The organism is Saltatorellus ferox, from assembly GCA_007751475.1.
GTDB lineage: Bacteria > Planctomycetota > UBA1135 > UBA1135.
This window is the reverse complement of record CP036434.1, coordinates 4,705,170-4,730,566: the sequence shown is the minus strand read 5'-3', so window position 1 is coordinate 4,730,566 and position 25,397 is coordinate 4,705,170. Positions and strand designations below refer to the sequence as shown.

Genomic DNA, 25,397 nt, shown 5'->3' with positions numbered 1-25,397 from the left:
TGGTGGAGCAGTGGATGGAGACCGCGCGCCAACGGCCGCGGGTATCTATCTCCATCCGCAGTCCGCCCGAACCGCTACTGAAATTTCCGGGCAGTGCCGAACCCGCCCCGTTCCACCGAAGGGGCCCCATCCGAGAACCGCTGTTTGCTTGGCGGTACCGAACCCGACCCAAAGCCGCCACGTTTCGGATCGAACGAGGAACGTACGATCGGAAACGTGGCGGCTTTGGGTCGGGTTCGGTACCGCCACGTTCGGCAACGCCACTTGACTACGGGGGAATGCGTGTCGCCGAAAGTGCGACCGCGACGTGCTGGTTTTTGGACATGAAGAACCTACCCACGCGCGCGCTGTTCCTGACTCCCATGGCCGTCTTGCTCCCGTTGCTTGCTCTCTCGGCGCAGACAGAGCGCCCCAAGACGGCGGAGTTCGATTGGAGGGCGCCAGCTCGCAGCGAGATGGTGACGCCGGTTCCCGTCGAGCTCCGTGATCACAAGGACGCGGCGGCCAGCAGAAGCGCGGCGCCGAGGTGGAAGGAGCGGGTTTTGGTCCGCGATATCGACGGGCTATCCGCGTTCGAAATTGCCACGCGCCGAAAGGGTGACGCGGACCGGCAGGTGGCCGTCGGCGGTGGGTATGTGCTGGCGCTGACGAGGAGCGGGCTGCTCGTCTACGACAAGAGTGGAGAGAACGTCGGCGGCGTCAGAGGGAGGGCCCTCAAGTACGGCGTCGACCCCAGGGTCTGCTTCCAGCGCCAGGCGAGGGCCTTCGTCATGGATGTTTGGTGGCACTGGGGGGACTCGAACTTCAAGAACAACAACATCATGGTCTCCGAGACGGATGACCCGCGGGGCCCTTGGAATTCCTACGCCGTGAGCGGGCCAGGCGGCGTGATCGGTGGCGCGGTAGCAGCCAGCCAGCGTTGGACAGGGCACACGCTACCTGGGACAGAACGGTGTGACATCTGGTTCCCCGAGCCGCCCAAGACCCCTACGGTGCCTGAGACCCGTGAGGTTCTCGACAGCACCCTCGTGCTCTCGACCCCTGATATGAAAGCGGGCCAGCCCACGCGCGCCTATCACTTCGACGGCTTGCTGGGCCACCCCGTGCTGAGCCAGGATCCGGTGGATCCGCTTTACTTTCTCCGCATCACGGACAGGCACTTCATCATCAACATGGTGGAGGCGGATGGGGCCGGCGGGCCCCGCTGGCGCCAGCTCGGCGCGTCCCTCCACGGCCTCGAGCTTACAGGCTCTCTCCCCGATTCGCCCCAGAAGGGCATCGAGCAGAAGACCCCCTCGGGCAGTCGTCACCCCAAGAACGTCGTGCTCCAAGGCGGCTTCATCTGGTTCGCAAACGCGATCCACCATGAGGGCCGCGCCGCGGTCCAGTGGTACCAGGTCCGCCTGGATGGATCCATCTTCCAGAGGGGCCTCATCGCCAGCGACACCTCTAGCTACATCCAACCCACACTGGCGGTGAACGAACGCCTCGACGTGCTCGTTAGCTTCCAAGAAACGAGTCCCGAGATGTTCATCGGCACCCGCGTTGCGTGGCGCCGGGGCGATGACGTGCCCGGCACGCTCCGCGCCATCGGCGCCACAGGGGAGGGCGAAGGCGTCAACCGGAGCAAGACGCCCCTGGACTACAGCGCTTGCTGCATCGACGGCGACAACGGCCTCGACCTGTGGACCATCCAAGGCCTCACCGACCCCCGCCACAAGGGCCACACAGTGGTAGTCCGCGTTCCCTTCGCGGACGAGTAGGACTTTGGCGGTACCGCCCGATGATCCGAAACGTGGCGGCTTTGGGTCGGGTTCGGTACCGCCATTGGGTCGGGTTCGGTACCGCCAGGTTCGGTACCGCCAAGACCCTTCGACGCAGCTCGCGACCCCGTTACCAAGGTTCGCGACAGGCCAGGCGACCGTGAAGTTATTCTTCGAGGAAAGCCGGTCGTCGATCCGAGCGGCACTGCCACTACCTGGCACCATGACCTCGAACCCAAGAATCTCCTTCGAGACGCTGCTGGCTGAGACCGCTGCACTCCGGCGGCTCGCCGGTAGCCTCGTCGCCGACGCCGCGAGCGCGGATGACCTCGTCCAGGAAGCCGTTCTCGCGGCCCTCTCGGACGGCCCTGCCGTTCGGGAGAACCCCGGCGGCTGGCTCCGCGCGACCGTCAAGAACCTGGCGCGCCAGCGTGTCCGCTCGCGAGCGAACGCGGCGGCACGCGAAAGAGCTATCGCCACATACGAGGCAAGCGCGTCGACAGCAGAATCCGTCATCGCGGCGGAGAGGCAGCGTGCCCTGCTGGAGGCGATCATGGAGCTGGCCGATCCGTACCGAGACGCGGTACTGGCGCGCCACCTGCGCGGGCTTTCTCCAAGCGCGATCTCGGAGGAGACCGGGGCGCCCGTTCCCACCGTGAAGAAGCGAATCGAGCGCGGGCTCGCTCAGCTAAAAGTCCGCCTTGGAGCGAGGTACGGCGAAGGCGGCGCGTGGGCTCTGGCTCTGCTCCCACTGTGTCGGCCTGAAGTGCGCGCGGTCATGGCGAAGTCTGCGGTGAGTGGCGCAGCAGGCGCGGCCGTCAAATCTGGCTCGAAGCTGGGTGGCGGCGCCCTCTTCGTCGGTGCCGCCGCGACCATCCTCATGGCCCTCGCGGGAACGGCCTGGTACCTCGATCAACACGAAGATGCGGTGGAGCCGTCGTCCCTGAGCGGTGCAGAGCTCGAGCCCTCGACGGTTACGCCGGAGCTTCTGCTGGGAACTCCCACCTCGGGGTTCGTGACCACTCGTGTCGCTCCTGCGGAGACAAAGGATGCGGGAGCCCACGGGGAGTCCAGCGCGCTGGCACAGTCTGGCCAGGTAGCCGTCCAAGTTGCGTCCGATGATACGGTGACGCTCCTGGGACTCGATGGCGAGCCGATTCGTAGTGCAGAGGTCCGTTGGAGCCGGGTAGAGGACAGCCGGCCAGAGGAGCTCGTCACGGAGAGCCAAGAGCACGGTTGGACCGACGATGAGGGCCACCTCAGCTTCACGCGCCGCTACAGGGGAGGTCTTTCCGAAGGCGAGTGGACGATCGACGCGCGCCCGTTTGCACCGATAGGCGTGCGCCAACCGGTCCAGGACTCCTGCGACTACCTCATGGCGCCTGCGGTCCGTCTCGCGGGCCGCGTGGTGGACAGCAACGGAGACGCCGTGGCCGGGGCTCAGGTTCGCTACGTCAGTGAGCCTGCGCTGTGCCTTCGGCTCACGGAGGCGATCAGGCACGCCGGATTCCGAACCGAGGGGCGCAGCGTGACTGCTGGATCGGACGGTTCGTTCGATCTGGGGTTCGTACCTGCCGACGCGCTCGCCATGGTCAACGCTTATTCGGGACGAGCTCACTCGGCCCGGGTGGAGACCCCGGTAAGCAGCGACCTGGGCGTCGTGCTCGTCGTGCGACGCGAGAAGAGCGTCCAAGAAGGGATCTTGCGCGGTCGAGTCGAGCATGTCGACGGTACCGCATGTGCACGGGCCACGGTGCGCTTCAAGTACCACGAGGCGGAGGCAGATGACGACGGGAGGTTCGAGGTCGGAATCCCGGACATCGGAGCGGACGAGTCTCCACGAATCACCACCCAAGACGAGAGCGGGCGCTTTGGAGCGGTGGAGGGAGCCAGGCTGCGTTCGGTGCTGGAGGAGGTCGGCGCAGAGGTCCGCATTGAGGTCCCCGATGCCATGGGGGCCGTCCAGGGCACGCTTCTGCACCCGGATGGTTCACCCGCACGCTTGATCTCCATGGCGCTCTTCGACGGAACACCGAAGGGAAGTTCTTCGGCCACGCTCGAGCGCATCGAATCTAGCTTGGGGGGACGAACGGATCGAGAAGGCCGGTTCGAGCTCATCTTCCTTCGGGATCGGCCCTACACACTTCGCTTTTATTCGTTCGAGCCACTCATGGTTCACGATGTGGTTGTCGACCCTGCGGAGGCGGACCCGTGGACGATCACGCTTCCTGTGGAGCCAAACGTGCGCTCCGCCGAGGGGGTCGTGGTCGATCGTCGAGGAGAGCCCGTGGCGGGGGCTCGGGCGGCCATCTCGATCGTACTTGACGCCGGAGGGTTTGCTACCGGTCGCCCGGACGTCGTGGGGCTCTCCATGACCACGGATGCGGAGGGACACTTCTTCTTCCCTTCGCTTCCTGCGCAAGGCGTCGAGGTCGCCGTGACGACGGATGAGATGAGCAGCAACCACGCCGCCTCATACTCCATTGCCAGCTTCGAGCCAGGGGAGGCGAAGCGGATCGAAGTGGATCCCCTTTGTGAGGTGATCCTCTCGGTGGCGGACGAGGCGGTCACGGCTATCGGGGCGCGCGATGGGGGCGGGAAGGATTTGACCCTGCTGTCGCGCGTGGCAAACCACAGCACTTACTCGGAGAATCTCCGGAGGGAAGCGGGGAGCGAATTCCCGCTTCTGTTCGTGCCACAGAGCACCGTCGAACTGATCCTTCGGGCTGGATATCGGGAGCTTAGAACGGAGCCCGTTCGGCTCGAGCGCGGGAAGCTCAATCGACTCAGGCTGTAGGCCGCTCGGTGGATCCGGGCAGAATCCCGGGGAATTCCATCAACAGCGCGCCGCGCCCCGCGACCTGCTGGTGTGTTCTCCGTACCGCGCTCGCACCCGCCAACTAGGCTTGGCTACCGATGGACCCTCAGGTAGTCAGGATGCAGGAGCGCCGCGGAGCGAATACGCCTGGGGCGGATGATCCGGAAGGAGCTGAGGGCGCGCTCGCCCGGATCGTCGGCGGGGCCTGTGGCGGGGACCGTGGCGCTTTTGCCTCGCTCATACGAATCTTTCGCCCGGAGGTTCAGCGGATTGCGCTGCGGCTCATCGGCAACCATGAGGATGCCGAGGACGTCGCCCAGGAGACCTTCGTCCGGGCCTGGGGCCAGCTCGGACGCTTCGCCGAGGGGCACGGGAGCGCGGAGGTCGCCGCCGAGCGGCTCGGCGCCTGGCTCGTCGGGATCTCCGTGCACATCGTTCGCGACCTCCAGCGCAAGAAGTCGCGCGCGCCCCGGCGTGAGGCTGCGGCAGTTGCGATGCAGCTCGCCTACCGCATCGCCGCTCGCAGGTCCGATGAGCCCGACGCCGTGGTCAGCGAGCGCGAAACCCAGCAGCTCCTGAACGCCGCGCTCGCCGCTTTGCCGGAGCGCCTGAGGACCGCGCTCGTCCTTCGCACCTTCGAAGGGCTCGACTACGCCGCCATCGCCGAGATCACGGGGCTTCGTGCGAACACCGTTCGCACTCACGTCATGCAAGGGCGGCGCGCGCTGCGCCGGATCCTCGGGCCCGCGCTGGAACTGGACGGAGAGGAGGAGATTCGATGACCGCTGCACGTCTGCGAGGATGCCGCGCCTACCGTGGCCCGCTCGACGAGATCTTCGATGGCCTGGCTTCCATGGAGACGCGTCACGCTGTCGAAGCTCACGCGGAGACCTGTTCCGTCTGCGCGGTAGAGCTCCGCGCGTCACAAGGGGTCCGCCGGTGGATCGACTCGTCGCCGGAGGCAGAACCCCATGCGGAGGCCGAGGAGGCCTTCGTTCGCGATGTCTTCGGACGGATCGACGCCATGGAGTCGGGGTCGCCGCCGACGCGAGAGTCCATCGGAAAGCGTTCCTGGACATGGCGGCTGGTCACTGCCGCGACGGTCACTGCCGCGACAGTCGCTGCCGCTGCAGCGCTGCTGCTGCTCATGCGGCCCGAGAAGCGAGCCTTGGAGCCTTCGTCCTCGACCGACATCCCCGACGCGATCTCAGCCAGGACCGAAGTGCCTGTGGCGGTCCGGCAAGCGGCGGTCGAGCAGACCTTGCCCGACCCGGCCCCGGTCGACCTCGCGGCTCTCGAAGCCGCGCTTCGCGGACTCACCGCTGACTCGATCCGGCCGGAGGCGGACCTGCGCACCCGAGTCGGCCTCGCGCCGATCACCGAACGCTTTGGTTTCGACGCAGCCCAGCGCGGCGCGCGCGCCGTCCTCACGAACGTCGACCGGGTCGAGCTGCACCCGGTTGCCGCGCGCTTGCTCGGGCCGCGCGCGGACCTCAGGGATCGTCGGCTGCTGCTGCGCACGCTCTCGACCACCGGTCTCGCGGGCGCGCTCGCGCTCGCCGAGCGGGGTCCGAGCGGGCTTGTCTGCCTGTGGGATCTTGCTGCCTCGGACTCACCGGATGACGAGGAGCTTCGGCTTCTCGCGGTGCGCGCGCTGAAGTTCCGGAGCGAGGCTGGTGAGGACCCCCTGCCCTCACCGCTCGATCCGACGAGGCACCCCGCGGTGGCCGCGGAGCTCATCGCAGCTTCCGGTGAGGGGGCAGCGGCCCGGTTGCTCGATCTCTTCCTGGCGGACGGGCGCGAAGAGTGGATGAACGCGTGGCTGACGACTTCGGAACGCGATCGGGCGCTTGCAGCGGTCCTTCGCGGTCAGCCCACCAGGAACCAGCCCAGGAACCAGCCCAGCGGCCAGCGTAGCGGTAGGGCGGGAGACCAAACACTGCGGAAGCTGCTGGCCATCGAAGCAGCGCACCACGCACCCGGGCTCGACTTCGTGATCCAGGCGCTAGAGTGCGGTGAGCGCTCCGCCGCGGCGACGCTCGCGTCGCTTCCCGGAAGGGCGCCCGCTGCCGCGCTTCTCGTCGCGTCATGCGCCGGGCACTTGTCGTCCGAAATCGAAGACCTCGCCTGGTCGAGTCTTGCTACAGCCCAGCCCTACGCGCTGCTCGATCTCATGCTCGAATCGCACGGTGCCGTGCAGGACCCGGCGGCGACGGTGATCTCGTCCCTGGCTCTCATTCTGGAGGCCTGCCCCGATGCGCGCAGGGTGCTCGTCCTGGCTGGTCTCGAACCGGAGCTGACGGAGGCTGACAGGACGCGCGCGCTCTCGCTCGCGTTCGACGCTGACGCCGACGTCGAGTGGGGGACGCTGCTCGACGCGTCCACTCGAGCGCGACTCCGTGAACTCACGGCATCCGGGGAAGCGCCGCTGGCGGCCGCCTCCTGGATGGCGTGCGACCGGCTCGGGGAACTCCCGCCGGAGGCCGATCCGGACATCCTGCGCGCGCTTGCGCGGAAGAGCACTGGATCCGTCCGCCATCTGCGGGTGACACGCGCGATCGAGAAAGCGCGTTCCCGCTCCAGTAACCGGTCGCTCTAGCCCTTTCTCCATCCTCCAGCTCACGACTTCCCAAGGCCCGCACGCACTGACCATGATGATGTTCCCTTCGACCCTGATCACTTCCCTGCTCCTCGCCGCTGCCACCACGGATCCGGTCACCGTCCTGCCGGCACAGAGCGAAGGAGATTCGCAGCTCGTGAGCCGTACGTTCGACCTGAGTGCTTTCCAGCTCACGGCGCTCAACGGAGCCCTGATGGCAAGGCCTGTGCGAATGCTCCCGCTCACACGGGGGATGATGGGTCCAGGAACATCCTCGTGGTATGACGGCGATAGGGTCGAGAGTGACTCCCCGTCCGAGCTCCTGGTCTCCACCTTCCTGACGAGCGGCGAGGCAGACGTTCAGACAGTAGAGCTTTCGGAGGACGACATGCTCTACTTGGAAGCCCCGGCCGAAACGGTCGCCGAGTTCGAGCAGCTTCAGTCGACTCTCGCAAAGCAGTTTCTCGTCGGACCGCGGCTTCAGATATCTCGCTTCGTCGGACGAGGCGACCTCCCGCCCGAGCTTCGGCGTGGTGGGGTGATTCCGCGAGCGCTTCTGGAACGCTGGACAGCGGAGCATGTACTCAGTGCCGGACCGAGCGGCGAGGGGGTGCGTACCGTGTCGCTCCCGGGAGGCAGGATTCAGGTGGTTGCCGATCTCGAGTCTCACAGCGTGGTCTCCCGCGTCGATGCGCAGGTCGCCGAGGGAACAGCGGGCCTCGAGGCCCAGGTCGGCGAAGCGGCCGTGGGCTCTGAAGTGACGCTCTCGGGCTATCGCGTGGGCGAAGGCGTGCAGCTTTCGTACCTGGCCATGGAGTCGGCTCGCCACGATCGCGATGTGGGCGATAGCGTCAGCGCCGAGTTGATCTTGACGAGCGAAGCGGGTCGTACCCATACGGATGATTCCGCGCGCTGGACCGAGACCTTCGGCGTCACGGGTGGAGCCGTGGCCGGTGAGGCACATCTCAAGGCCGACCAGGTTCTGATCCTCTCCGTTGGGGCGGCGGATGGGGACACGTTCTTCGTCGTCATCAGCCTGGATCCGAGCTCTATGGGGGGGAGCGCAACGCTGGTCGGGGCGCGGCCAAACCTGAATTCGAGCTGTTGGCTGGTCGCTCCCCGCGGATGGATCCGCCCGACTGTGATAGGTGTCAACTGGGAGAACGTGGAGTTCCCCAGAACCCTGGAGGTGGACGCCCGTGAAGTACTCAGCGGCAGTTCGACGCTTCTTGAGGTGCAGTTCGAGGAGAGATCCCGCTCGATGTTTGGTCGGCTCCTGGAGACGGTGAACATTCAGGACGAGCTGGACTTCGGCGGAGCGACGATGGTGCTCTACGAGCCGGAGGCAGAGGAGGCCGTAGCGAGGTTCGCGGCCGCCGAAGCGACGCGCACGCATGCGAACCTGCAGGTGGCGCTCAGCGGTCGAGACCATGCGGGATCCGATTCGCACCTCGGGAGCCTGACGATCCAGAATGGCGGAGTCGGCGCGATCGTCTCCGGCAGGGAGCTTCTCCTGGCCAAGCAGCTTTCCACGGAGGTTGCTCAGCGCGCGCGCGTCCAGATGCCATGGATACTCACGCACTTCGAGGGGCTTGTCTTGACGATGAAGATGGTGCGGGTGCCGGGTGGGCAGCTTGCCTACCAGCTGAAGGGGCAGCTCTCCACCGATCTCTCCATCGATGAAGGCTCCGTCAACGAAGTCGCCGGTCGAGGGCTCCTGGCCGTTCACGCGGGGCACCTCGTCATCGACGAGCGCGGCCTGGTTCAGGCGGACGCTGACGGGAACTGGACGATCCTCGTCGGGAACCGAGACGGTGCCCACGTGGAGCTGGCCGTGCGCCAGGACTGATGCGCACCGATTCCGCGGAATAGTGCCGACGGCTGGGGCGTTCAGAGGCGACCCTGGAGCGAACGGAGACGTTCCCCGCCGCCCTTGACGAAATCACCCCTCAGCCCGGACGAAACCCGAGTCCTTCAGCAAGGCGCCGCGCTCAAGAAGCCTCTGGCGCGCGCGGCGGCCATCGGGCGGGCCAACGGGCTCGGCTACGTCGTCTTCGGGGCCTTGACCACCGTGATGGCCGCTCCAGGTCTCGACTGGATCCACCTGGCCGAGGGAGCCCTCGTGACCGTGGTCGGCGTTCTCCAGCGCCGCGAGGCGCCGAAGCTGGAGCGCGGAAGCCCGCAGGCGGCGAGCGACATGTCGAGGAACGAGTTCTGGCTCATGATCGGCCTCGCGATCTACTGCCTCGCTCGCCTCTTCGTCCTCACGCCCGAGACGACCGCGCTGTCCCTCGACCCGCGGCTGGCGCGGGCCTCGGGCGGCGACCTCGACGGTCTCGTGGACGCGGTTCACGGGATTCTCTTCGGGTCACTGCTGCTCGTGACGCTGCTCTACCAGGGAGGCATGGCGCTGTACTTCCGCCGAAGAATCCCCGCGGCCGAGCGCTACCAGCGGGAGACCCCGGACTGGGCCCGCGCTACGCTCGGCTCGCTCTGAAACGCCTGACTCGCTCCGGGGAGGCGCGTCAATCGTCGAGCTTCATCGACCGCCACCAGAACTCATCGCCCTCGCGCGTTCCGACGGCCACGGTGTCATTGTCGACCCAGCGGATTTGATCGATTTCCTCGAAGGGGCCGATCTTCTGGCCCCTGCACACCACGAAGTACGACTGCTCCTCCAGGGCGAGGAAGGCGACTCGCTGTTCATCCGGTGAGAAGTGGATCCCGTAGATCTTGTCGTAGGGATCGCTGTAGGACGTCTCCTCCAGCACGAGCGCGCCGTCTTTCTCTCCCACGTACGCTTCGCAGAGATGCGACTTGCCCTGGTATACCAAGCGCTGCATGTTGCGGTTCAGCCAGAGGTTCTCGAGGAGGTCGCCGTCGCGATGCTCGATCCAGGCGATGCGTCCGCCCGCCGAATCGGGCTTGGCATCGAGGATGAGGTTCTCCGAAGGCGGCAGCAGCTGCCCGTCGATGCCGAGGCCGAACTGCTTGTCCCGGAGATACACGAAAGAGTAGTGCTCGCCGTTGCGCGAGAACTCAGGGAGTGCCGACGCGTCCGCGTTGACCTGGATGTCTTGCCCGTCGACCTGAATCACATAGCGCGGAAACGTGATGGTCTTCGGGGGCACGTAGCCCTTCACGTTCTCCTCGATCACCCGCCTGACGGTCGCGACTCGCTTGAGGTCGTTGGAGTAGGCGGTCTGGGTGTACCAGCCGTCGACGGAGTGAAGGACCTCGTCCTTCGAATCGCCAATGGACAGCACGAGGCCGCGCCGCAGGTCGTCGTAGGCGGTCCCGATCGCGCGGGAGCCGTCCTCGTTCAGGAGCGGCGCGATCTCCGTGTTGGCCCAGGCGTAGGTCTCGCTCTCGTGGCGGCGGAAGCGCTTGGACTTGCGTTTTCCGAGGATCATCGTCGCACGGTTGAGGATCGGATCGCCGGAGGTGTCGAGGCGGAAACCGGGCTTCGACCAGTAGGCGATGGCCTCACCGTCGTTGGCGATGGTGAGCGGCCCGACCCAGTCTTCCTTCGTGGCGTCGTCTCCGTCCACGTAGACGACCCAGCTCTCCGAGCGGTTCTTGGCGGACTTGCCGAGCGCCATGATGATGTGCTCGCCGTTCTCGCTGAAGACGGGCTTGCGTCCCATGTCCCCCCAGCCGATGTCCTCGCCGTCGAGGAATCCGTAGACGCGATCCTTCTTCGCGGCCAGGAAGGCCACGCGCGAGCCGTCCGGGGAGAAGGTGAACGGGAGGTATTCGAGCTGCGCCGGACCGTCGACCTGTTCGGCCATGTGGACGTGCGCGAAGTTCTTGGGGATCTTCGCGACGAGGCGGTCCGCGCTCTCCGCGGCTTCAGGAGCGTCCGGCTCCTGTGGGTAGGCCGACGGAACGAGAAACAGGGCGAGGGCGAGGGCAAGCATGCGTTGTGTGGCGAGGCGGAGCGGAGGGGCGAGCCGGGGAGGCTCGCGCAGTCTAAGCGAAGCCATCCGCTTCGAAAAGGCCGCGCTGCCTCGCGGGCGGACGATAGCCCGTCGCGGCCCGCCAGAGCGCCAGCGGCGCCGGCAACCGGGGGTAAGCCGCCGCCACGAGGGCCCGCTCGAGGTGGTCAGCGAGGTCGACGGTCTCGGCTTCCTTCTTCTGATGAAAGAAGAAGTACGCTTGCTGGAGGCCCAGTTCCGCCCAGAGCTGCAGCCGTTCGGCCCAGGCATCGAGACGCTCGTAGTCGCTCGCGTGGAGCGCGTTGGCGACGAAGCGGATCATCGTGGAGGCTCCCGTAAGGTGCATGTGAAGCGCGTCCCTGCGACCGGCCGTATCCGTCACGATCAGCGTGACGCCGAGATCGCGAAGCTGGACCACGAGAGCCTCGAACACGTGCCGTTCGAACCACGACTCATGCCTGACCTCGACGGCGAGTGGCAGTCGGGGGCTCCAGGTGCGGAGGAACGAGAGCAGCCGCGGCTGCTGCGTGGCCGGAACATACGGCGGCAGCGCAAACCAGGTCAGTCCGCGCGAGGGTCCGAGCGCCTCGGTGGCGAGCACGAAGCGCTCCATCTCGTGATCAGCTTCCTCGAGCATGAGGTCGTGCGTGATGGTCCGGGGCAGCTTGGGGCAGAACCGAAAGCCATCGGGCACCGAGGCTCGCCAGCTCTCGAAGCGCTCTTTCGTGTACCCGTAGAACGTGGTGTTCAGCTCGTTCGAGGGAACGGCGCGTCCGTGAAAGGAGAGCGCGGAGTCCCGTGATCCCCCGAGCCGATCGACGAGGCCAGGGTCCGACCAGCTCGCCATGCCCAGCCTGAGATCGAGCCTGAGATCGAGTCTGAGATCGAGTCTGAGATCGAGTCTGAGATCGGGGCCGGGAGCAACGGACGGATGACGACCCGCGCGAAGATTCGCGAGGAGACGCTCGTTCCACGCGGGGTCCTCCGGCATGCGGAAGTCGACGTCATCGACGCTGGGAAGCCGGCCGAACTCCATGGCGGAGAGGCTATCCATCGTTCGCCTTCGGAGGTCCTCCACAGCCGCACTTTTCTGCCGTTGATGATAGGTCTCTTCTACTTGGGGCGACGGGGCCCATCGCCGCAGCCTCGGTCCTGATCTGGGCATTCGCAGGGAAGCGTGGCATCGGTTCTTCAGCCGCGGATCCTCTCCTCCCGATGAACCACGCGAGGGTACGGGAGTGGGGCGGGCGCGCTGGTGCAGGCGCGACGTTTCCGTGCCGCAGCTGACCAAGGGGCGGTCGTGGAAGAGAGTGTCGTGGAGAGCGGTTCCGGTGGGATGCCGACGGTGAAGGAGCTCGGCTGGGCCGCGGGGCTCGCCGTGGCGGCGGGCTGCAGCGCCGGAGGAGAGGACGATGTTCCCGAGGCGGCCTGGTGGATCCAGGCGGGACCCGGGACGGATCTTCCCGCCGATGAGATGGACGCGGCTCGCTTCCTGGAGGCGGCGACCTTCGGGGTGACCGCCGACGATATGACAGGGCTCCAGTACGCGGGATTCAACGCGTACCTCGACCATCAGAGGCGCGTGGCGCCTTCGCTCCAGCGTCCTGCGCTGGAGGCGCGCGAGGCGGCTGGCGAGAGCATCTATCAGAACCAGCGCCAGGAACTCTGGTGGCGCAACGCGGTTCGAGGCGAAGATCAGCTGCGTCAGCGCATGGCCTTCGCCCTGTCGGAGATCTTCGTGGTCTCCGATCGCTCGGGAGCCCTCCAGAACTTCGCGATCGGGCTCGCGGAGTACTACGACGTGCTCACGCGCGGTGCGCTCGGGAGCTTCCGGGATTTGATGAGCGCCGTCGCCAGGAGCCCGATCATGGGCAACTACCTGAGCCACCTTCGCAACCAGAAGGGGGATCCTGTCAATCACATCCGGCCGGACGAGAACTTCGCGCGCGAGCTGATGCAGCTCTTCTGCATCGGACTCATCGAGCTCGAGCCCGACGGCACCCCGCGGCTCGACGGGGACGGTGCCGAGATCCCGACGTACAGCCAGACGGACATCGAGGAACTCTCGCGCGTCATGACAGGCTGGACCTACGCGGGCTCCGCGAACTTCAAGTGGGGAGCCCGGGACATGATCCGCCCGATGGAGGCGTGGCCGGACTTCCACGACGATCAGGCGAAGACGCTCCTCGGCGGCGCCGTCCTGCCCGCGGGTCTTACGCCGGAGGAGGACCTGGAGGCGGCCCTCGACGTTCTCTTTCAGCACGCGAACGTGGGCCCCTTCATCGCGTTCCGCCTGATTCAGCGAATCGTGACGAGCACGCCTGCCGCTGGCTATGTACAGCGCGTGGCCGCGGTGTTCGCGGATGACGGTACCGGGCAGCGCGGCAACCTCGAGGCGGTGGTTCGGGCGATCCTGCTGGACGACGAGGCGCGCACGGGGCACCTGACGTCGCCGACGACCTTCGGCAAGCTGCGCGAGCCTCTGGTCCGCATGGCAGGGATCTGGCGGACGTTCGGCGGAGCGGCCGCTTCGGGGCACTTCCGCTACTGGAATCCCCAGAACGACTTCGGACAGGCAGCGCTGCGCTCGGGATCGGTCTTCAACTTCTTCTATCCGACCTTCGAACCGCCGGGACTTCTTCAGGGCGCGGGTCTCTTCGGGCCGGAGTTCCAGATCACCACGCACACGGTCATCACTCTGACCGCGAACGAGTACTACGACCGGATCTACCGGGCGTATCCGGGATTTGGCAACGCGAACGAGCACACGGTGACGCTGCGGCTCGACGCGGAACTGGCTCTTGCGGACGATCCGGAGGCGCTCGTGGATCACCTCGGTCTCTACCTGATGGCCGGGCAGATGAGCGATGACATGCGCACCGCGCTCGTGGCTCACGTCTCCGCGGTGGCCATGGACGCGGGAAACAAGCCGGACGGCATGCAGCGCGTTCTCGACACGATCTATCTCATCGTCACCTCGCCCGAGGGGGCGCTCCAGCTATGAAGGACCGACCCATCTCGGCGCCAACGCGGCGCGACTTCCTGCGCTGGGCGGCGGGCGGAGCGGCCTCCACGACGGCCTTCAGCGCGCTGTCCAGCGGACCGCTCTTCGCCGCGGCCGCCCAGGGCGGCGGTGGCTACAAGGCCCTCGTCGTTCTTTACCTCGCGGGCGGCAACGACAGCTTCAACCTGATCGTGCCGACCGACAGCAGCGCCTACAATGAGTACGCGACGTCGCGCCAGAACCTGGCGGTGCCGCTCAACGATCTGCTGGACATCGCACCCGCGACCTCGGACGGGCACACCTACGGTCTGCATCCGGCCGTGCCGGAACTGCGCGATCTCTTCGATGCAGGGCGCCTCGCGATCTCGGTGAACACGGGCAATCTCGTCCGTCCCGTCACGCGGGCCGAGTACCAGGCGAGCTCCGTCGCGCTGCCCCCGCGGCTCTTCAGTCACAACGACCAGCAGGCCCAGTCGATGCGCGTTCGCGCGGATGACGGCGGTGCCATCGGATGGGGAGGAGCCCTCGCCGATCACCAGGCCTACCTGAACGGCGTCACGAGCCTGAGTCCTTCCATCACGGTGGCCGGTTCCACTCCGATGCTCACGGGCGCCGCCACGCAGGCGTACCACCTGGGCACCAGCGGGAGCGTCTCGCTCGGCGGATTCAACGGCAACACCGGGGCGGCGATCCAGGCGACGTTCGACGCGCTTCGCGGTCAGGGTCACACGAACCTGTACCAGCGTCAGTTCGCGCAGACGCGGGCCGAAGCGATCGAGCTGGACGGGGTCATCTCCGCGGCGCTGGGCGCTCAGACGACGCTGCAGACCGAGTTTCCGGCGGAGAGCAAGGTCTCGCCCCAGCTGAAGATGGTCGCGAAGATGATCCAGGCACAGGCGACGCTCGGCATGGAGCGTCAGGTCTTCTTCGTGAGAATGGGGGGCTTCGACACGCACGCGGGGCAGCTCGAGGATCAGCCCGTTCTCTACGCGGACATCAGCGCGTCGGTCGCGGCCTTCCAGGCGGCGATGGCGGAGCTGCTGATGGAGAACCAGGTCACGCTGGCGGTCGTCTCCGAATTCGGGCGGACGCTGTCGAGCAACGGTCAAGGCACCGACCACGGCTGGGGCGGGCACTTTCTCGCCGTGGGCGGTGCGGTGGCAGGCGGCGACCTCTACGGGACGATGCCGAGCTTTGCGCTGGAAGGCGCGGATGACGCCGGTTCCGGTCGCATGATCCCGTCCCAGGGGACGGATCAGTTTGCGGCGACGCTGGCGCGGTGGTTCGGCGTCCCCGACATCGAGTTGGCGGTGATGTTCCCGAACCTCGGGAACTTCGCGACGAACCACCTCGGTTTCATGGGGTAAGGCCCATTGCCGCCCCGGGCGGTGGTCCATCCCGGGAATCGGCCAGGAGTCACGCTTCGCGGACACAGTTTGACCGCATCTCGCGCCGAAGGAATATCCCTAGGGCTTCTTGCCAGGCCTGGGCGGATTCCTACTCATGTGGCGCTTTCGAACTCACTATCTCTTCGCGCTCGGAGCGCTCGCGGTTCTGAACCTCGGGTCGCTCGTGCTGATTCAAGAGATGTTCCGCGCGGCCCACGCGGACTCGAAGCACATCAACGTGGCCGGGCGCCAGCGCATGCTGTCGCAGCGGATCACGAAGTCCGCGCTGGCGCTGGACTGGGACCCGGCCTCGAGCGCCGAGCTGAAGACGGCCCTCGAGGAATTCGAAGCCGCGCACGAGCAGCTCGTTCGCACTACGGCGGACGAGCACCCCGTGCATGCCCATCTGAGCGGCCTGGAGGCGACCTTCCAGGCGCTCTTGAGCGCGGGTCACGCGGTTCTGGAGGGCCGCGGCCGGTCCGCGGCAGAAGAGCTTCACGCGGCCGCCGGGGAGTTCCTCCCGAAGATGCACGCGGCGGTCAACGCCTACGAGAAGGAGAGTCAGGATACGGCTGCGCGCGCCCGGTCCAAGGAGATCGCGCTGCTCATCGCCACGCTCCTCGTCCTCATCGCCGAGGGTCTCTTCATCTTCGAACCACTTTGCAAGAGACTCGTCCGGGACGAGCGCACGCTGGAGAATGCGCGGGATGAAGCGATCGAATCCGCGGACATGCGCAAGCGCTTCCTCGCCACGGTGAGCCATGAGATTCGGACGCCCCTTCACGGCGTGCTCGGAACGAGTGCACTCGTTCTCCAGACCGATCTCACCGAGGAACAGGCATCGCTCGTGAACGCGGGGAAACGCTCCGCCGAGAACATCCTGGCCATGCTCAACGGTGTGCTCGACCACGCCAAGATCCAGGAAGGGGCCCTGGCGCTCGAATCGAAGCCATTCTCCCTGGTCGACCTGATCGAGGACCTTCGACTCACCCGCCATTCCCCGTATCGACGTGCGCCGGTCGAACTCGTTGTCGAGAGAAGCGACCGGACTCCGGACTGGCTCCTCGGGGATGTGGTTCGGATTCGTCAGCTGCTCTTGAATCTCGTGAGCAACGCGCTGAAGTTCACCCTTGAAGGAGAGGTCAGGGTCACCCTGGACTGGACCGAAGCGTCGGGCGGAGGGCGATTGCTCGCGGAGGTCCTGGATACGGGGATCGGCATTCCCGAGGACCGCCTCGAGTCGATCTTCGAGGAGTTCACGCAGGCAGAGGCGTCGACCTCACGTGAGTACGGAGGCACGGGGCTCGGGCTGTCGATCAGTCGAGACCTGGCGAGGCTCATGGGCGGAGCGATCGAGCTGGCTTCGGCGCCCGGAGAGGGCAGTCGATTCACCGTGCGGATTCCGCTGGATGCGGGAGCGAAGCCGTTGATGAGTGACGAGGATCCCGGGGGAGAGGGCGTCCAGCCGGGGAGCCAGATCCGCGTCCTGGCTGCCGACGACGACCAGGTCAACCGCCGTATTCTCGAGGCCCATCTCCGTTCGCTGACCGGCTCGTTCTGCATCGTGGAGAATGGAAGGTTGGCCGTCGACGAAGCGCGGAACCGGGTCTTCGACGTGGTGCTCCTCGACCTGAACATGCCCGTGATGGGGGGACGCGCAGCGGCGCGCGCGCTTCGCGAGAGATCGGCTTCGTCCGATGCGCTGATCGTGGCCATCACCGGCGAGACGGGAGACGAGGTCGGCAACCTCTGCCAGGAGACGGAATTCGATGTCGTGCTCGCCAAACCGTTCAAGAAAGCCGAGCTAAAGGCGATTCTCGAGGGGTTTCTGACCCACTCGCGAGCGAAGGGTCGGGCGGCCTGAAGCTGCGCGAGAGAGCGGCGTGCTCTGGATGACTCATGCGAAGGCCTCCGGAGGCGCGGCGGTCATCGGATGGGGAGGTCGGTTCTTCTGCAGGCCGTGTTTCGCTTCGCGGTGCCGAAGAAGCGATGCGGTGCGTCCAAGGTCCACCTGGTGAGCGTTGAAGCCCCAGCTTCGCTCCTGCGAACCGGCTGGACGAAGGGGGGCGCCAAGGGACCGCTCACGATCCACGAACTCCCGCGTGTCACAGGGGCTTCGTCGATCGTCGCGTGGCATCTCCAGGAGGTTCCTATGGGAGCCAGGCCAGCGCGTTCGTCAGTTCGGTCGATGGGCCGAGGACGACCGCCTGGACGTGATCGGCAGCGCCGAGACCTTGGAGAGTCAGCTCGAGTGAGGCGTGCAGGGCGACGGTCGCGCGTCCCGACGGGTCCGCGATCGTGGGGGAGCCAGCGAGGGCGGCATTTCTTCGGTCCAAGCAAAGCGCTCCGCCCAGTGCAGGAGCGAAGCCCGGAAGGTTGGAGCGGAAGACGAGCACCGTCGCCCCGGGCGGGGCGCCTACGACCTCGGCCGCAGCGCGGCGCGCGGTGATGTCGAGCCAGGCGTCATGGATGCGGAGTTCCGCCGCGCCGCTGCCCAGGCAGGTGACGGCACCGCGAAGACGGCAGGGCTCCGTTGTACCTGGTGATTGCGGCACCTCGAGGAGGATCGCGGCCGGCGCATCGAAGCCGTTCCCAAAGGCCTTGGCGGTTAGATGGCCCGCGTGGAACTCTCTCACGTCGCCCGTTCGCGTGACGGTGCGTTCGAGCGCGAGAGTGCCGGACGATTGGAGGAGGAACACCTGCACGTCGACGCCGCGGGAGACCGCGACCCGCGGACCGTCGAGCTCGATCTCGTAGCGCAACATCTGGGGGACGGCTGGAACCGTCGCCCCCTGCCCTACAACGACCCATGCGCCGACGGCGTTGCGCTCGTAGAGTCGCACCTCGAGCGTGTCATCGAAGGCGCGCCGCCGGAGAACGGCCAGGGTGCCGCCTTCGAGCGCGAGGGCCTCGGAGAGCCAGACGTCCGTACTGGACGGGCGAAGCGTCTCCGTTTGCGTCCAGGCTCCTGCGGCGGATCGCTCGCAGACCGCGACCCGGCCCCCGCCGGTGAACTGGTCCTGGGCGACCGCAGCGACGCCGTCTTCATGCACGGTGTGGATGGGGTAGTCGTACCACGGCGAGAGGATGTCGGTCTCCACGCCATCGGCCACCCTCCACCCGCCTGCCGGATCGCGCTCCACGATCTGAAGCGTGATCGGTCGGGAGAAACTCGGGGTGGTCGCCGCCACGATGCGGTCGCCTGAGATCGAGGTGAGGTGTCCCCAGCTCCAACCTTCGCCAGGGAGCGGAACGGCGCTGTGGACCCAGCCTGCGCTGGTCTCCTCATGCACGACCAACTGCGCGCCTGCCGTGAAAGCGACGTCCGGCTGGTACGCGATCAGGCTCCCTTCGAGGGAGATCTCTCGAATCCTCCAGCTCGTCTCGAAGAGGCTGGGCTGAAGGAAGTGTGTCTGAATCGGGCTCGAAGAGCCCGCCTGCGCGTCGAAGACCGACAGGGAAGGGCGCTCGCCGAAAACCGTGCTCTTGCTGACGACCACGCGTCCCCCGTGGGCATCGAGGCCGTGAATCGGGGAGAGGAGGTCGATCACACCCTGGTCGCAGGACTGACTCGACGCGGAGACGACGAGGCCGGGAAGGGCGATGGCGGTGGAGGCAAGGAAGCGAAGCATGGCGAAGTTTCGGCAACTTCCGTACCAGCGGAGGGGCGGCGAATGGGACCCGCGTTCACCCTTCTGGGCACATGGCGCACAGCAGCTCGATCGTATTCACACAGCGTATTCGAGCGCAACGCCATTCCTGCTAGGAGTCTGCGCCACGGAATGCGGTTTCGCGAGTGCCGTCAGGATTCGCGCTCGCAAGGCGCGCCGGACCCCCCATGGTTGGATGCCATTGGGGTTTGGCGCAACGCCGCGAGCGCGGATCCTGGCGGTGCTCGCGGAATCGCATTCTGTGGCGCAGACTGCTAGGGTATTCGGCCCCATCGCCGCCCTCCTGGTGGCTTGCCAGGTGCCATGGACTCTCCACTCGATCCGCTCGAACACGTCGCCGACCTCTTCACCCGGATTCTCCTGGAGCGGCAGGCGCAGGAGGCCCGCGAGCCCGTGGTGCGGCCCCAGGACCCCGATGTCTTGCGTTCCCTTCTGGAGATTGCTTTGCCCGAGGAAGGGCAGGATCTGGAGACGGTGGGACAGCGGCTCAGCCAGCTGGTCAAGTACACGCCCTCCACGGCTTCTGGCGCGTTCTTCAACCAGCTGTTCGGGGGGCGCGAGCCGGCTGCTCTTCTGGGCGAGACCGTCGCGGCCGCGCTCAACAACTCCATGTACACCTACAAGGTGGGCGGGGCCCAGGTTCTGGTGGAGCTGGAGCTGATCCGCGAGATGGGGCAGCGCGTGGGTTTCGAGGACGCCGACGGAGTCTTTACGCCCGGGGGGTCACTCTCCAACCTGGTCGGCATGCTGCTCGCGCGGGACCGAGCGCGTCCGCAGTCGCGGACTGAGGGGCTACGCGGACCGAGCCTGCGCGTCTACACCTCGAACCAGAGCCACTATTCCGTGACGAAAGCGATCTCGATGCTCAGCATCGGTTCGGACCACCTCGTGCGCGTCGACGTGGACGCGCGCGGGCGCATGGACTGCGCTGCGCTTCGAGAGGCCGTCCGCGGCGATCTGGCCGCGGGCTACCAGCCTATGATGGTCAACGCGACCGCAGGGACGACGGTTCTGGGCGCCTTCGATCCACTGGACGAGATCGCGGATGTCTGCGAGGAGTTCGGGCTCTGGATGCATGTCGACGGCGCCTACGGCGGCTCGGCGGTCCTCGATCCGGGCCAGGCCCATCTGCTCTCGGGCTGCGGCCGCGCGGACTCCGTGGCCTGGGATGCGCACAAGCTCATGGGGGCTCAGCTCAGCTGCTCGGTGATCCTGGTGCGTGAGCGAGGGCTCCTGGCGCAGAGCCTCGACGAGAACGCCAGCTACCTGTTCCAGGGGGACGACTCGACCCTGAACCCCGGGACGCGCTCAATTCAATGTGGGCGCAGGAACGACGCCTTGAAGCTCTGGACGCTTTGGCAGGCCCTCGGCCACCGGGGGCTGGCGGAGCGGCTGGCGCGGTTCCGCCGCTTGGCTTTGTGCGCCGCCCAGATCGTCCGCGACGCGCCGGACCTCGAGCTCGTGCGCGACCCCGAGTTCATCAACGTCTGCTTCGCCGTGGAAGGCGTCTCGGCGGAGGAGCTATGCCAGCAGCTGACCGAACGCGGGCTGGCCATGGTCGGCTATGCGCTCGTAGATGGTCGTGCGGTCGTTCGGCTGGTCCTGGTCAATGGACAGGCCACTGACGAGGACCTGCGCGCTCTGATGGACCGGCTCAAAGAGGTGGCAGCAGAGCTCCGCTTGGCAACCGCTGGTCGCCTCGGCGTCGTGTTTTGAGCCCTTGGTATTCGCTCCGTCGGGCCCTCAGCGTCGCGCGCCGATGGCGCAGCTGATGGGCCTTCCGCCGAGTGCCGTCCGCGAGACCATCGGAAAGGGGAAGCCCTCGTCCGGTATCGGAATGAGGCGCTGGGGGCTCATCCGAAGCGGGACAGCTGCTTTCCTTCAGAGAGGGGAAGCGATGGGCCGATCCCCAGGATGTTCCCCAGCCAGCCGGCTATCCCCGGGGCGCACTCCCTCATCCCATGGCATCCCCAAGAGCTACCCAGGCTCTGCTCCAGCGCTCGATCGAGGCGATCGAAGCGAGCAGCGATACGTTCGAAGAGCTTCCGGAAGCTCTTCGTGACCTGTTGATGGCGCTCCAGGAACTCTTGGAGAGCCCGGGAGCGCCTTCTGGTCCCGCGGCGAATGACGCCCGCCAGGTCCTGGAGATGGTCGCGCTCGCCGGCGAGTCGGAGCTCAGGAACCAGCAATCCGTGACCGCCTCGCTGGAGGCGCTCTCTCTGGAGCTGGAACGGCGCATCCTCGCCGCTCCAGTCGCGCTCGCCGCCGGCCAGGCCTGTCCGCCTTGCGGGATCGACGGGGGCACGGAGGCGGGGCGGAGCCTCGGGCTTCTCGCGGCGCTCCTCTCCCACAATCCCTCCCGCCTCGCGCCCGAGCTGGACCCGACCTCACCCCTCGGGCATCGCTACCCGTTCGCCGACGAGAAGCTGGCGATGGAGCCAGGCGATACGATCCGCGCGCTGGAAGAACTCAGCGACCTCGGCCTCTTTCAGCGTACGCTCGTCAACCGGATCCACGTTTGCAGCGAGTGCGAGCGCTGCCACCTCAACTTCCGCGAGCAGTGCCCGCGGTGCGACTCCATCGACCTCAAGGTCGAACGCGTTCTTCATCACTTTCGGTGCGGCTACACCGGCATCGAGTCGGAGTTCGGTAGCGGGATCGAACTCGCCTGTCCCAAGTGCAGGCGCGAGCTTTTTCAGCTTGGCCAGGACTTCGACCGGCCCCACGAGACCTACGTCTGCCGTCACTGTGAGTCACTCTTCGAGGAGCCGCAGATCGGCGCCCAATGCCTTGCCTGCTCCAAGGAGAGCGCCGGGCACGAGGCGCCGCAGCGCGCCATCTACACGTACTCGCCTACGCCGCTCGCCAACCGCGCCGTCGAACTCGGACGTCTGACCGGCCTCGAGGTCGACTCGATTCTCTACGACGCCGAGCTCAAGATCGCCACGCGCGACTTCCTGGAGTTCGAGATCAAACGCGAACTCGTCCGTCTCAGTCGCCACGCGACGGCCTTCTCGACGGCGACCGTGTCCTTCGAGCGGCATGGCCGCACCGTGCCGATCTTTCGCGACTGGACGGCATCCACTCTTCGCGAGCTCTGCGTGATGCTCGCGGGATCCCTGCGGTCCCTGGATCTGGTGACGCGACTCGATGCGTCCCGTCTCGGCATTCTCATGCCAGAAGCCGACGAGGCGGGCGCCGCCATCGTCCGTCGGCGTCTCTTCGCCGAGCTCAACGAGATGTCGTTCGTGGATCGCAGCGGAAACGACCTGGTGCCAACCTGGACGGTGGCCACCTGGGCCGAGCGCCGTCAGCCGATCGAAGAGGTGAGGCGCTTCCTGTTCCCTGACTCGAACATGCTGAAGGTGGAACCGTGAGGAGCCTCCAGCGACTGCGGCATGTTCGTCCTTCGGTGCACGCGAGCCCGTTCCAGCAAACGCGGATTCACAAGCTCGACACCAAGGCGGTCAAGCGCCGCGAGCGCGAGATATGGCTGCGCCGTTTCCGCCGCGCAGGGTTCCTGGTCTTCGTGGCCCTTGTGACGGTCGGCGCCATCTCGACGGCGGCCGGAACCCGAATCGTGGCGGACGGTCTCGTTCGATCGAGCGTCGTCACTTTGACAGCGCCCGCACAGGTACGCGTCGGAGCGTGGGCCGTCCGTGCCGGCGGTTCGGTCGAGGTGGGGGATGCACTCGTCGAGCTCACCCCTACGGTGCCGGACGGCCGGCGCGCCGAGCTTCGCGCTGCGTGGGACGCGAGTCTTGCTCAGCTGGCCTGGTTCGATGCGGGCGGCGAGCTGGAGGCGAGCGGCCACGAGCAACGTGTCGACAGGGTGGCGTCCGCAAGGCGCAGCGAGGCGCTGGAGCTCGCGGAATCGCGGCGGCTCGCGCAGGTCGTCGTCGTGCGACGCGAAGAGTATCGGCTGGCGGAGGCCGCGGCGGCAGAATCGCGGCAAGCGCTGACCGCGCTCGAGGCTGCAGATGATGCTACCGAGACTCAGCAGCTCCTCGACCTTCATCGCGCCGAGCTGGAAGCTCGCCAGGCGAAGACGGAAGAAGCGCGCGCTTCAGAGCTAGCGGCGGAGGGCCTTCGGCCCCGGCGCGTCGCCGAGGACGCGACGGCCGCGGCCGAGATTGAGGCCGCGCGACTCGCCACGGCGCGCGCTGGGCAGGATCTCGCTGACGTGGAGCGCACGAACGCCATGGAGCTGGCGAGAGCTGCGCTTGAGCGCGAGGCGCAGCAGATCACCGTGTCGGCGGCTCGCATTGCCGAGGCGGAAGCGGGGGTAGCGGCAGCCCGCGGACGCGCCGCGGCTTGGGCCTCGGAAGCCGCCCACCACGAGGCCCTCGGGACGGCCGAGCCAGTGCGACCGGAGGCGATTCGCAGCGCTCGTCGAGCCAGACTCGAAGCCGACGTTCGTCTCGCGGAAGCGGCTTACCGCTCGCACGTTCAGGTCTTCGGCGATCGAACGCTGCTGGCAGCCACGGCGGGGGTCGTGGATGAGATCCTCGTGCTCGAGGGCTCCATCGTCGGGCCAGGGACGGCTCTGGCTCGGTTCCACGACAGCGCTTCGTGCGAGATCACGATCTTCGCCTCGCCGAGCGCGACCTCGGCGCTGGCGGTTGGCGACCCTTGCAGCATTCACTGCCCCGCGGACGGCCGGGTCGCCCCGGCCACCATTCACTCGATCGGGCACGTCTGGATCGACGCGCCGGAGCAGCTGGGGCGCTCTTCCGGCCAGGCCCGCGTGGCCGTGACCTTGACGCTCGACGAGGAGCGTTCGCCTTTCAGCGCCAACGCGCGCATCAAGGCGGCCTTCCAGACGGATCGCTGGACTGCCCTGAAGCAGCGCGTGCTCGGCTGGTTCCAGAGATGATCGGCGAGATCCTGAGCGCGCTCGCGGTGGGAGCGGATCAGTGGGTCGACAACTGGTCAGGGCGCCTCTCCCAGAGCGGATGGGCAGACTGGATGCTGTTCTTTGCCCCTGTTCTGTTCCTGGAGGTGCCGCAGTACTATGTCCCGCTCGTGGCGACCTCCTGGAAGAAGCTCTCCAGGAAGCCGGGGGAGACCGGCGCCGGAGAGATGGCGCCGCGTTCCAACCGCGCCCAGTTCCAGCGCAAGTGGCCTTCCGTCTCGGTGGTCGTCGCTGGTCGCAACGAGGCCGAGTCCATCGAAGCGTGCATCCGATCACTCGTCGACCAGGGCTATCCCAACCTGGAGATCATCGTCGTCGACGACCACAGCGAGGACGAGACCTACGCGATCGCGAAGCGCTACGCCAGGAAGGGAGTCATACGCGTGATCCGCAACAACGAGGAGATCGGGCGGAGCGGACGACCGACCGCCTCGAACCTCGGAATGCGGTTCGCGAACGGTGACATTCTGGTCTCGCTCGACGCGGACACGACGTTCGATAAGGGCTTGATCGAGGCGCTCGTTCGGCCTTTCGACGATCCTCAGATCGGAATCGTCGCCGGCAATGTGCTCGTGCGGAACCGGGAGAAGAACCTGCTCACTCGGATTCAGACGATCGAATACGCGGTCAGCATCGATCTGCACAAGCGCTGGAGCCGCATGACCGGGAGTACCCTCCAGGCGAGCGGAGCGATCGGCGCGTTTCGGCGGTCTGCGCTTCTGGATATCGGCGGCTGGGATCCGGAGCTCGCGGAGGACGGCGACATCTGCCTGCGGCTCGTCAAGGCGGGCTGGCGCGTCACGTTCGCGCCGGAAGCGGTCGCGCTCACGGACGTTCCCGACTCCTGGAAGGTGATTATCAAGCAGCGCAACCGCTGGGACCGCGGCGGCTACCGTGCGTACTTCGCCAAGCACGGACGCCTGCTGCGGCCTTCGAAGAGCACCGCAGGCTATGCCTATGGCATGTGGGGTGAGCTCGTGTTTTCGACGATCTTGCCACTCATGTACCCGTTCTACGTGGTCTGGCTCCTCGCACAGGGCTTCTCGCTCTGGTCGTTCGTGGTACTGACCTCGACCGCGCTCTACCTCCTGTTGGCGCCGCTTCCGCTGGTGGCGATCGCCATCGTTTCGACGCGGACGAAGGACGTGATCGGGCTCCTCGGGGCGGCGTTCGTCATGCCTTTCTACCGCGCCCTCATGCGCTGGGTGAAGATCCGCGCGCTACTGCGCGAGATCTTTCGAACGAAGTACGAGGACTCGTTCCTGCCGAACTCGGCCTGGAACAACGCGCCGCGCTACTGA

At 66.7% G+C, this 25,397-nt stretch carries 16 protein-coding genes; 13 read left to right on the top strand and 3 right to left on the bottom strand.

Annotation, left to right across the window (positions count from 1 at the left end; translation table 11 throughout):
• Nucleotides 1–323 precede the first annotated feature (323 nt).
• From Poly30_RS16940 to Poly30_RS16915, 6 genes are all read left to right on the top strand, one after another.
• Complete coding sequence (locus Poly30_RS16940) at nucleotides 324–1,763, top strand: hypothetical protein (RefSeq protein ID WP_145199694.1); 1,440 nt, start codon at nucleotides 324–326, stop codon at nucleotides 1,761–1,763.
• 223 nt (nucleotides 1,764–1,986) lie between these two features.
• Nucleotides 1,987–4,560, top strand: coding sequence for a sigma-70 family RNA polymerase sigma factor (locus tag Poly30_RS16935; RefSeq protein WP_145199691.1), 2,574 nt, complete (start codon nucleotides 1,987–1,989; stop codon nucleotides 4,558–4,560).
• A gap of 119 nt (nucleotides 4,561–4,679) precedes the next feature.
• On the top strand, nucleotides 4,680–5,363 hold the full coding sequence (locus Poly30_RS16930; RefSeq protein ID WP_145199688.1) for an RNA polymerase sigma factor: 684 nt from the start codon (nucleotides 4,680–4,682) through the stop codon (nucleotides 5,361–5,363).
• Nucleotides 5,360–7,180 (top strand): hypothetical protein, encoded by a 1,821-nt coding sequence (locus Poly30_RS16925; RefSeq protein WP_145199685.1) that lies wholly within the window; start codon nucleotides 5,360–5,362, stop codon nucleotides 7,178–7,180. The genes Poly30_RS16930 and Poly30_RS16925 overlap by 4 nt, the downstream gene beginning before the upstream one ends.
• Before the next feature lie 52 nt (nucleotides 7,181–7,232).
• Nucleotides 7,233–9,029 (top strand): hypothetical protein, encoded by a 1,797-nt coding sequence (locus tag Poly30_RS16920; protein WP_145199682.1) that lies wholly within the window; start codon nucleotides 7,233–7,235, stop codon nucleotides 9,027–9,029.
• A gap of 84 nt (nucleotides 9,030–9,113) precedes the next feature.
• Entirely contained in the window at nucleotides 9,114–9,677 is a 564-nt protein-coding gene (locus Poly30_RS16915) for a hypothetical protein (protein ID WP_145199679.1), read from the top strand.
• A gap of 28 nt (nucleotides 9,678–9,705) precedes the next feature.
• On the opposite strand, the gene Poly30_RS16910 is transcribed toward Poly30_RS16915, so the two are convergent.
• Both Poly30_RS16910 and Poly30_RS16905 read right to left on the bottom strand, forming a co-directional pair.
• Nucleotides 9,706–11,100 (bottom strand): TolB-like translocation protein, encoded by a 1,395-nt coding sequence (locus tag Poly30_RS16910; RefSeq protein WP_145199675.1) that lies wholly within the window; start codon nucleotides 11,098–11,100, stop codon nucleotides 9,706–9,708.
• A 52-nt stretch (nucleotides 11,101–11,152) separates the two neighbouring features.
• Nucleotides 11,153–12,172: a DUF72 domain-containing protein gene (locus Poly30_RS16905; RefSeq protein WP_419190290.1), complete on the bottom strand. Its 1,020-nt coding sequence runs from the start codon at nucleotides 12,170–12,172 to the stop codon at nucleotides 11,153–11,155.
• A 246-nt stretch (nucleotides 12,173–12,418) separates the two neighbouring features.
• Here Poly30_RS16905 and Poly30_RS16900 point away from each other — a divergent pair, with 246 nt between their 5' ends.
• The 3 genes from Poly30_RS16900 (at nucleotide 12,419) to Poly30_RS16890 (ending at nucleotide 17,374) form a co-directional block, all read left to right on the top strand.
• Nucleotides 12,419–14,122, top strand: a complete 1,704-nt coding sequence (locus tag Poly30_RS16900; RefSeq protein ID WP_419190289.1) for a DUF1800 domain-containing protein — start codon at nucleotides 12,419–12,421, stop codon at nucleotides 14,120–14,122.
• Nucleotides 14,119–15,489 carry a DUF1501 domain-containing protein gene (locus Poly30_RS16895; protein WP_145199667.1) on the top strand — a complete coding sequence of 457 codons (1,371 nt, stop codon included), beginning with the start codon at nucleotides 14,119–14,121 and terminating at the stop codon, nucleotides 15,487–15,489. The genes Poly30_RS16900 and Poly30_RS16895 overlap by 4 nt, the downstream gene beginning before the upstream one ends.
• A 136-nt stretch (nucleotides 15,490–15,625) precedes the next feature.
• Nucleotides 15,626–17,374 (top strand): ATP-binding protein, encoded by a 1,749-nt coding sequence (locus tag Poly30_RS16890; RefSeq protein ID WP_145199664.1) that lies wholly within the window; start codon nucleotides 15,626–15,628, stop codon nucleotides 17,372–17,374.
• A 286-nt stretch (nucleotides 17,375–17,660) separates the two neighbouring features.
• Here Poly30_RS16890 and Poly30_RS16885 read toward each other — a convergent pair whose 3' ends face one another.
• Nucleotides 17,661–19,142: a hypothetical protein gene (locus Poly30_RS16885; protein WP_145199661.1), complete on the bottom strand. Its 1,482-nt coding sequence runs from the start codon at nucleotides 19,140–19,142 to the stop codon at nucleotides 17,661–17,663.
• A gap of 342 nt (nucleotides 19,143–19,484) precedes the next feature.
• Between Poly30_RS16885 and Poly30_RS16880 the strand changes: the two genes are divergently transcribed.
• From Poly30_RS16880 to Poly30_RS16865, 4 genes are all read left to right on the top strand, one after another.
• On the top strand, nucleotides 19,485–20,897 hold the full coding sequence (locus Poly30_RS16880) for a pyridoxal phosphate-dependent decarboxylase family protein (RefSeq protein ID WP_145199658.1): 1,413 nt from the start codon (nucleotides 19,485–19,487) through the stop codon (nucleotides 20,895–20,897).
• 245 nt (nucleotides 20,898–21,142) lie between these two features.
• Nucleotides 21,143–22,558, top strand: coding sequence for a TackOD1 domain-containing metal-binding protein (locus Poly30_RS16875; RefSeq protein WP_145199655.1), 1,416 nt, complete (start codon nucleotides 21,143–21,145; stop codon nucleotides 22,556–22,558).
• A complete protein-coding gene (locus tag Poly30_RS16870) occupies nucleotides 22,555–24,057 on the top strand; it encodes an HlyD family secretion protein (RefSeq protein WP_145199652.1) in 1,503 nt (500 codons plus the stop codon). The genes Poly30_RS16875 and Poly30_RS16870 overlap by 4 nt, the downstream gene beginning before the upstream one ends.
• Entirely contained in the window at nucleotides 24,054–25,397 is a 1,344-nt protein-coding gene (locus Poly30_RS16865; RefSeq protein ID WP_145199649.1) for a glycosyltransferase family 2 protein, read from the top strand. The genes Poly30_RS16870 and Poly30_RS16865 overlap by 4 nt, the downstream gene beginning before the upstream one ends.

What these genes read in the sequence shown, in the direction of transcription:
- Poly30_RS16940 (WP_145199694.1), top strand. Translation starts at nt 324, where the DNA reads ATGAAGAACCTACCCACGCGCGCGCTGTTCCTGACTCCCATGGCCGTC.
- Poly30_RS16880 (WP_145199658.1), top strand. Translation starts at nt 19,485, where the DNA reads ATGGACTCTCCACTCGATCCGCTCGAACACGTCGCCGACCTCTTCACC.
- Poly30_RS16895 (WP_145199667.1), top strand. Translation starts at nt 14,119, where the DNA reads ATGAAGGACCGACCCATCTCGGCGCCAACGCGGCGCGACTTCCTGCGC.
- Poly30_RS16905 (WP_419190290.1), bottom strand. Translation starts at nt 12,172, where the DNA reads ATGGATAGCCTCTCCGCCATGGAGTTCGGCCGGCTTCCCAGCGTCGAT.
- Poly30_RS16875 (WP_145199655.1), top strand. Translation starts at nt 21,143, where the DNA reads ATGGCATCCCCAAGAGCTACCCAGGCTCTGCTCCAGCGCTCGATCGAG.
- Poly30_RS16890 (WP_145199664.1), top strand. Translation starts at nt 15,626, where the DNA reads ATGTGGCGCTTTCGAACTCACTATCTCTTCGCGCTCGGAGCGCTCGCG.
- Poly30_RS16920 (WP_145199682.1), top strand. Translation starts at nt 7,233, where the DNA reads ATGATGATGTTCCCTTCGACCCTGATCACTTCCCTGCTCCTCGCCGCT.
- Poly30_RS16925 (WP_145199685.1), top strand. Translation starts at nt 5,360, where the DNA reads ATGACCGCTGCACGTCTGCGAGGATGCCGCGCCTACCGTGGCCCGCTC.
- Poly30_RS16865 (WP_145199649.1), top strand. Translation starts at nt 24,054, where the DNA reads ATGATCGGCGAGATCCTGAGCGCGCTCGCGGTGGGAGCGGATCAGTGG.
- Poly30_RS16885 (WP_145199661.1), bottom strand. Translation starts at nt 19,142, where the DNA reads ATGCTTCGCTTCCTTGCCTCCACCGCCATCGCCCTTCCCGGCCTCGTC.
- Poly30_RS16930 (WP_145199688.1), top strand. Translation starts at nt 4,680, where the DNA reads ATGGACCCTCAGGTAGTCAGGATGCAGGAGCGCCGCGGAGCGAATACG.
- Poly30_RS16935 (WP_145199691.1), top strand. Translation starts at nt 1,987, where the DNA reads ATGACCTCGAACCCAAGAATCTCCTTCGAGACGCTGCTGGCTGAGACC.
- Poly30_RS16910 (WP_145199675.1), bottom strand. Translation starts at nt 11,100, where the DNA reads ATGCTTGCCCTCGCCCTCGCCCTGTTTCTCGTTCCGTCGGCCTACCCA.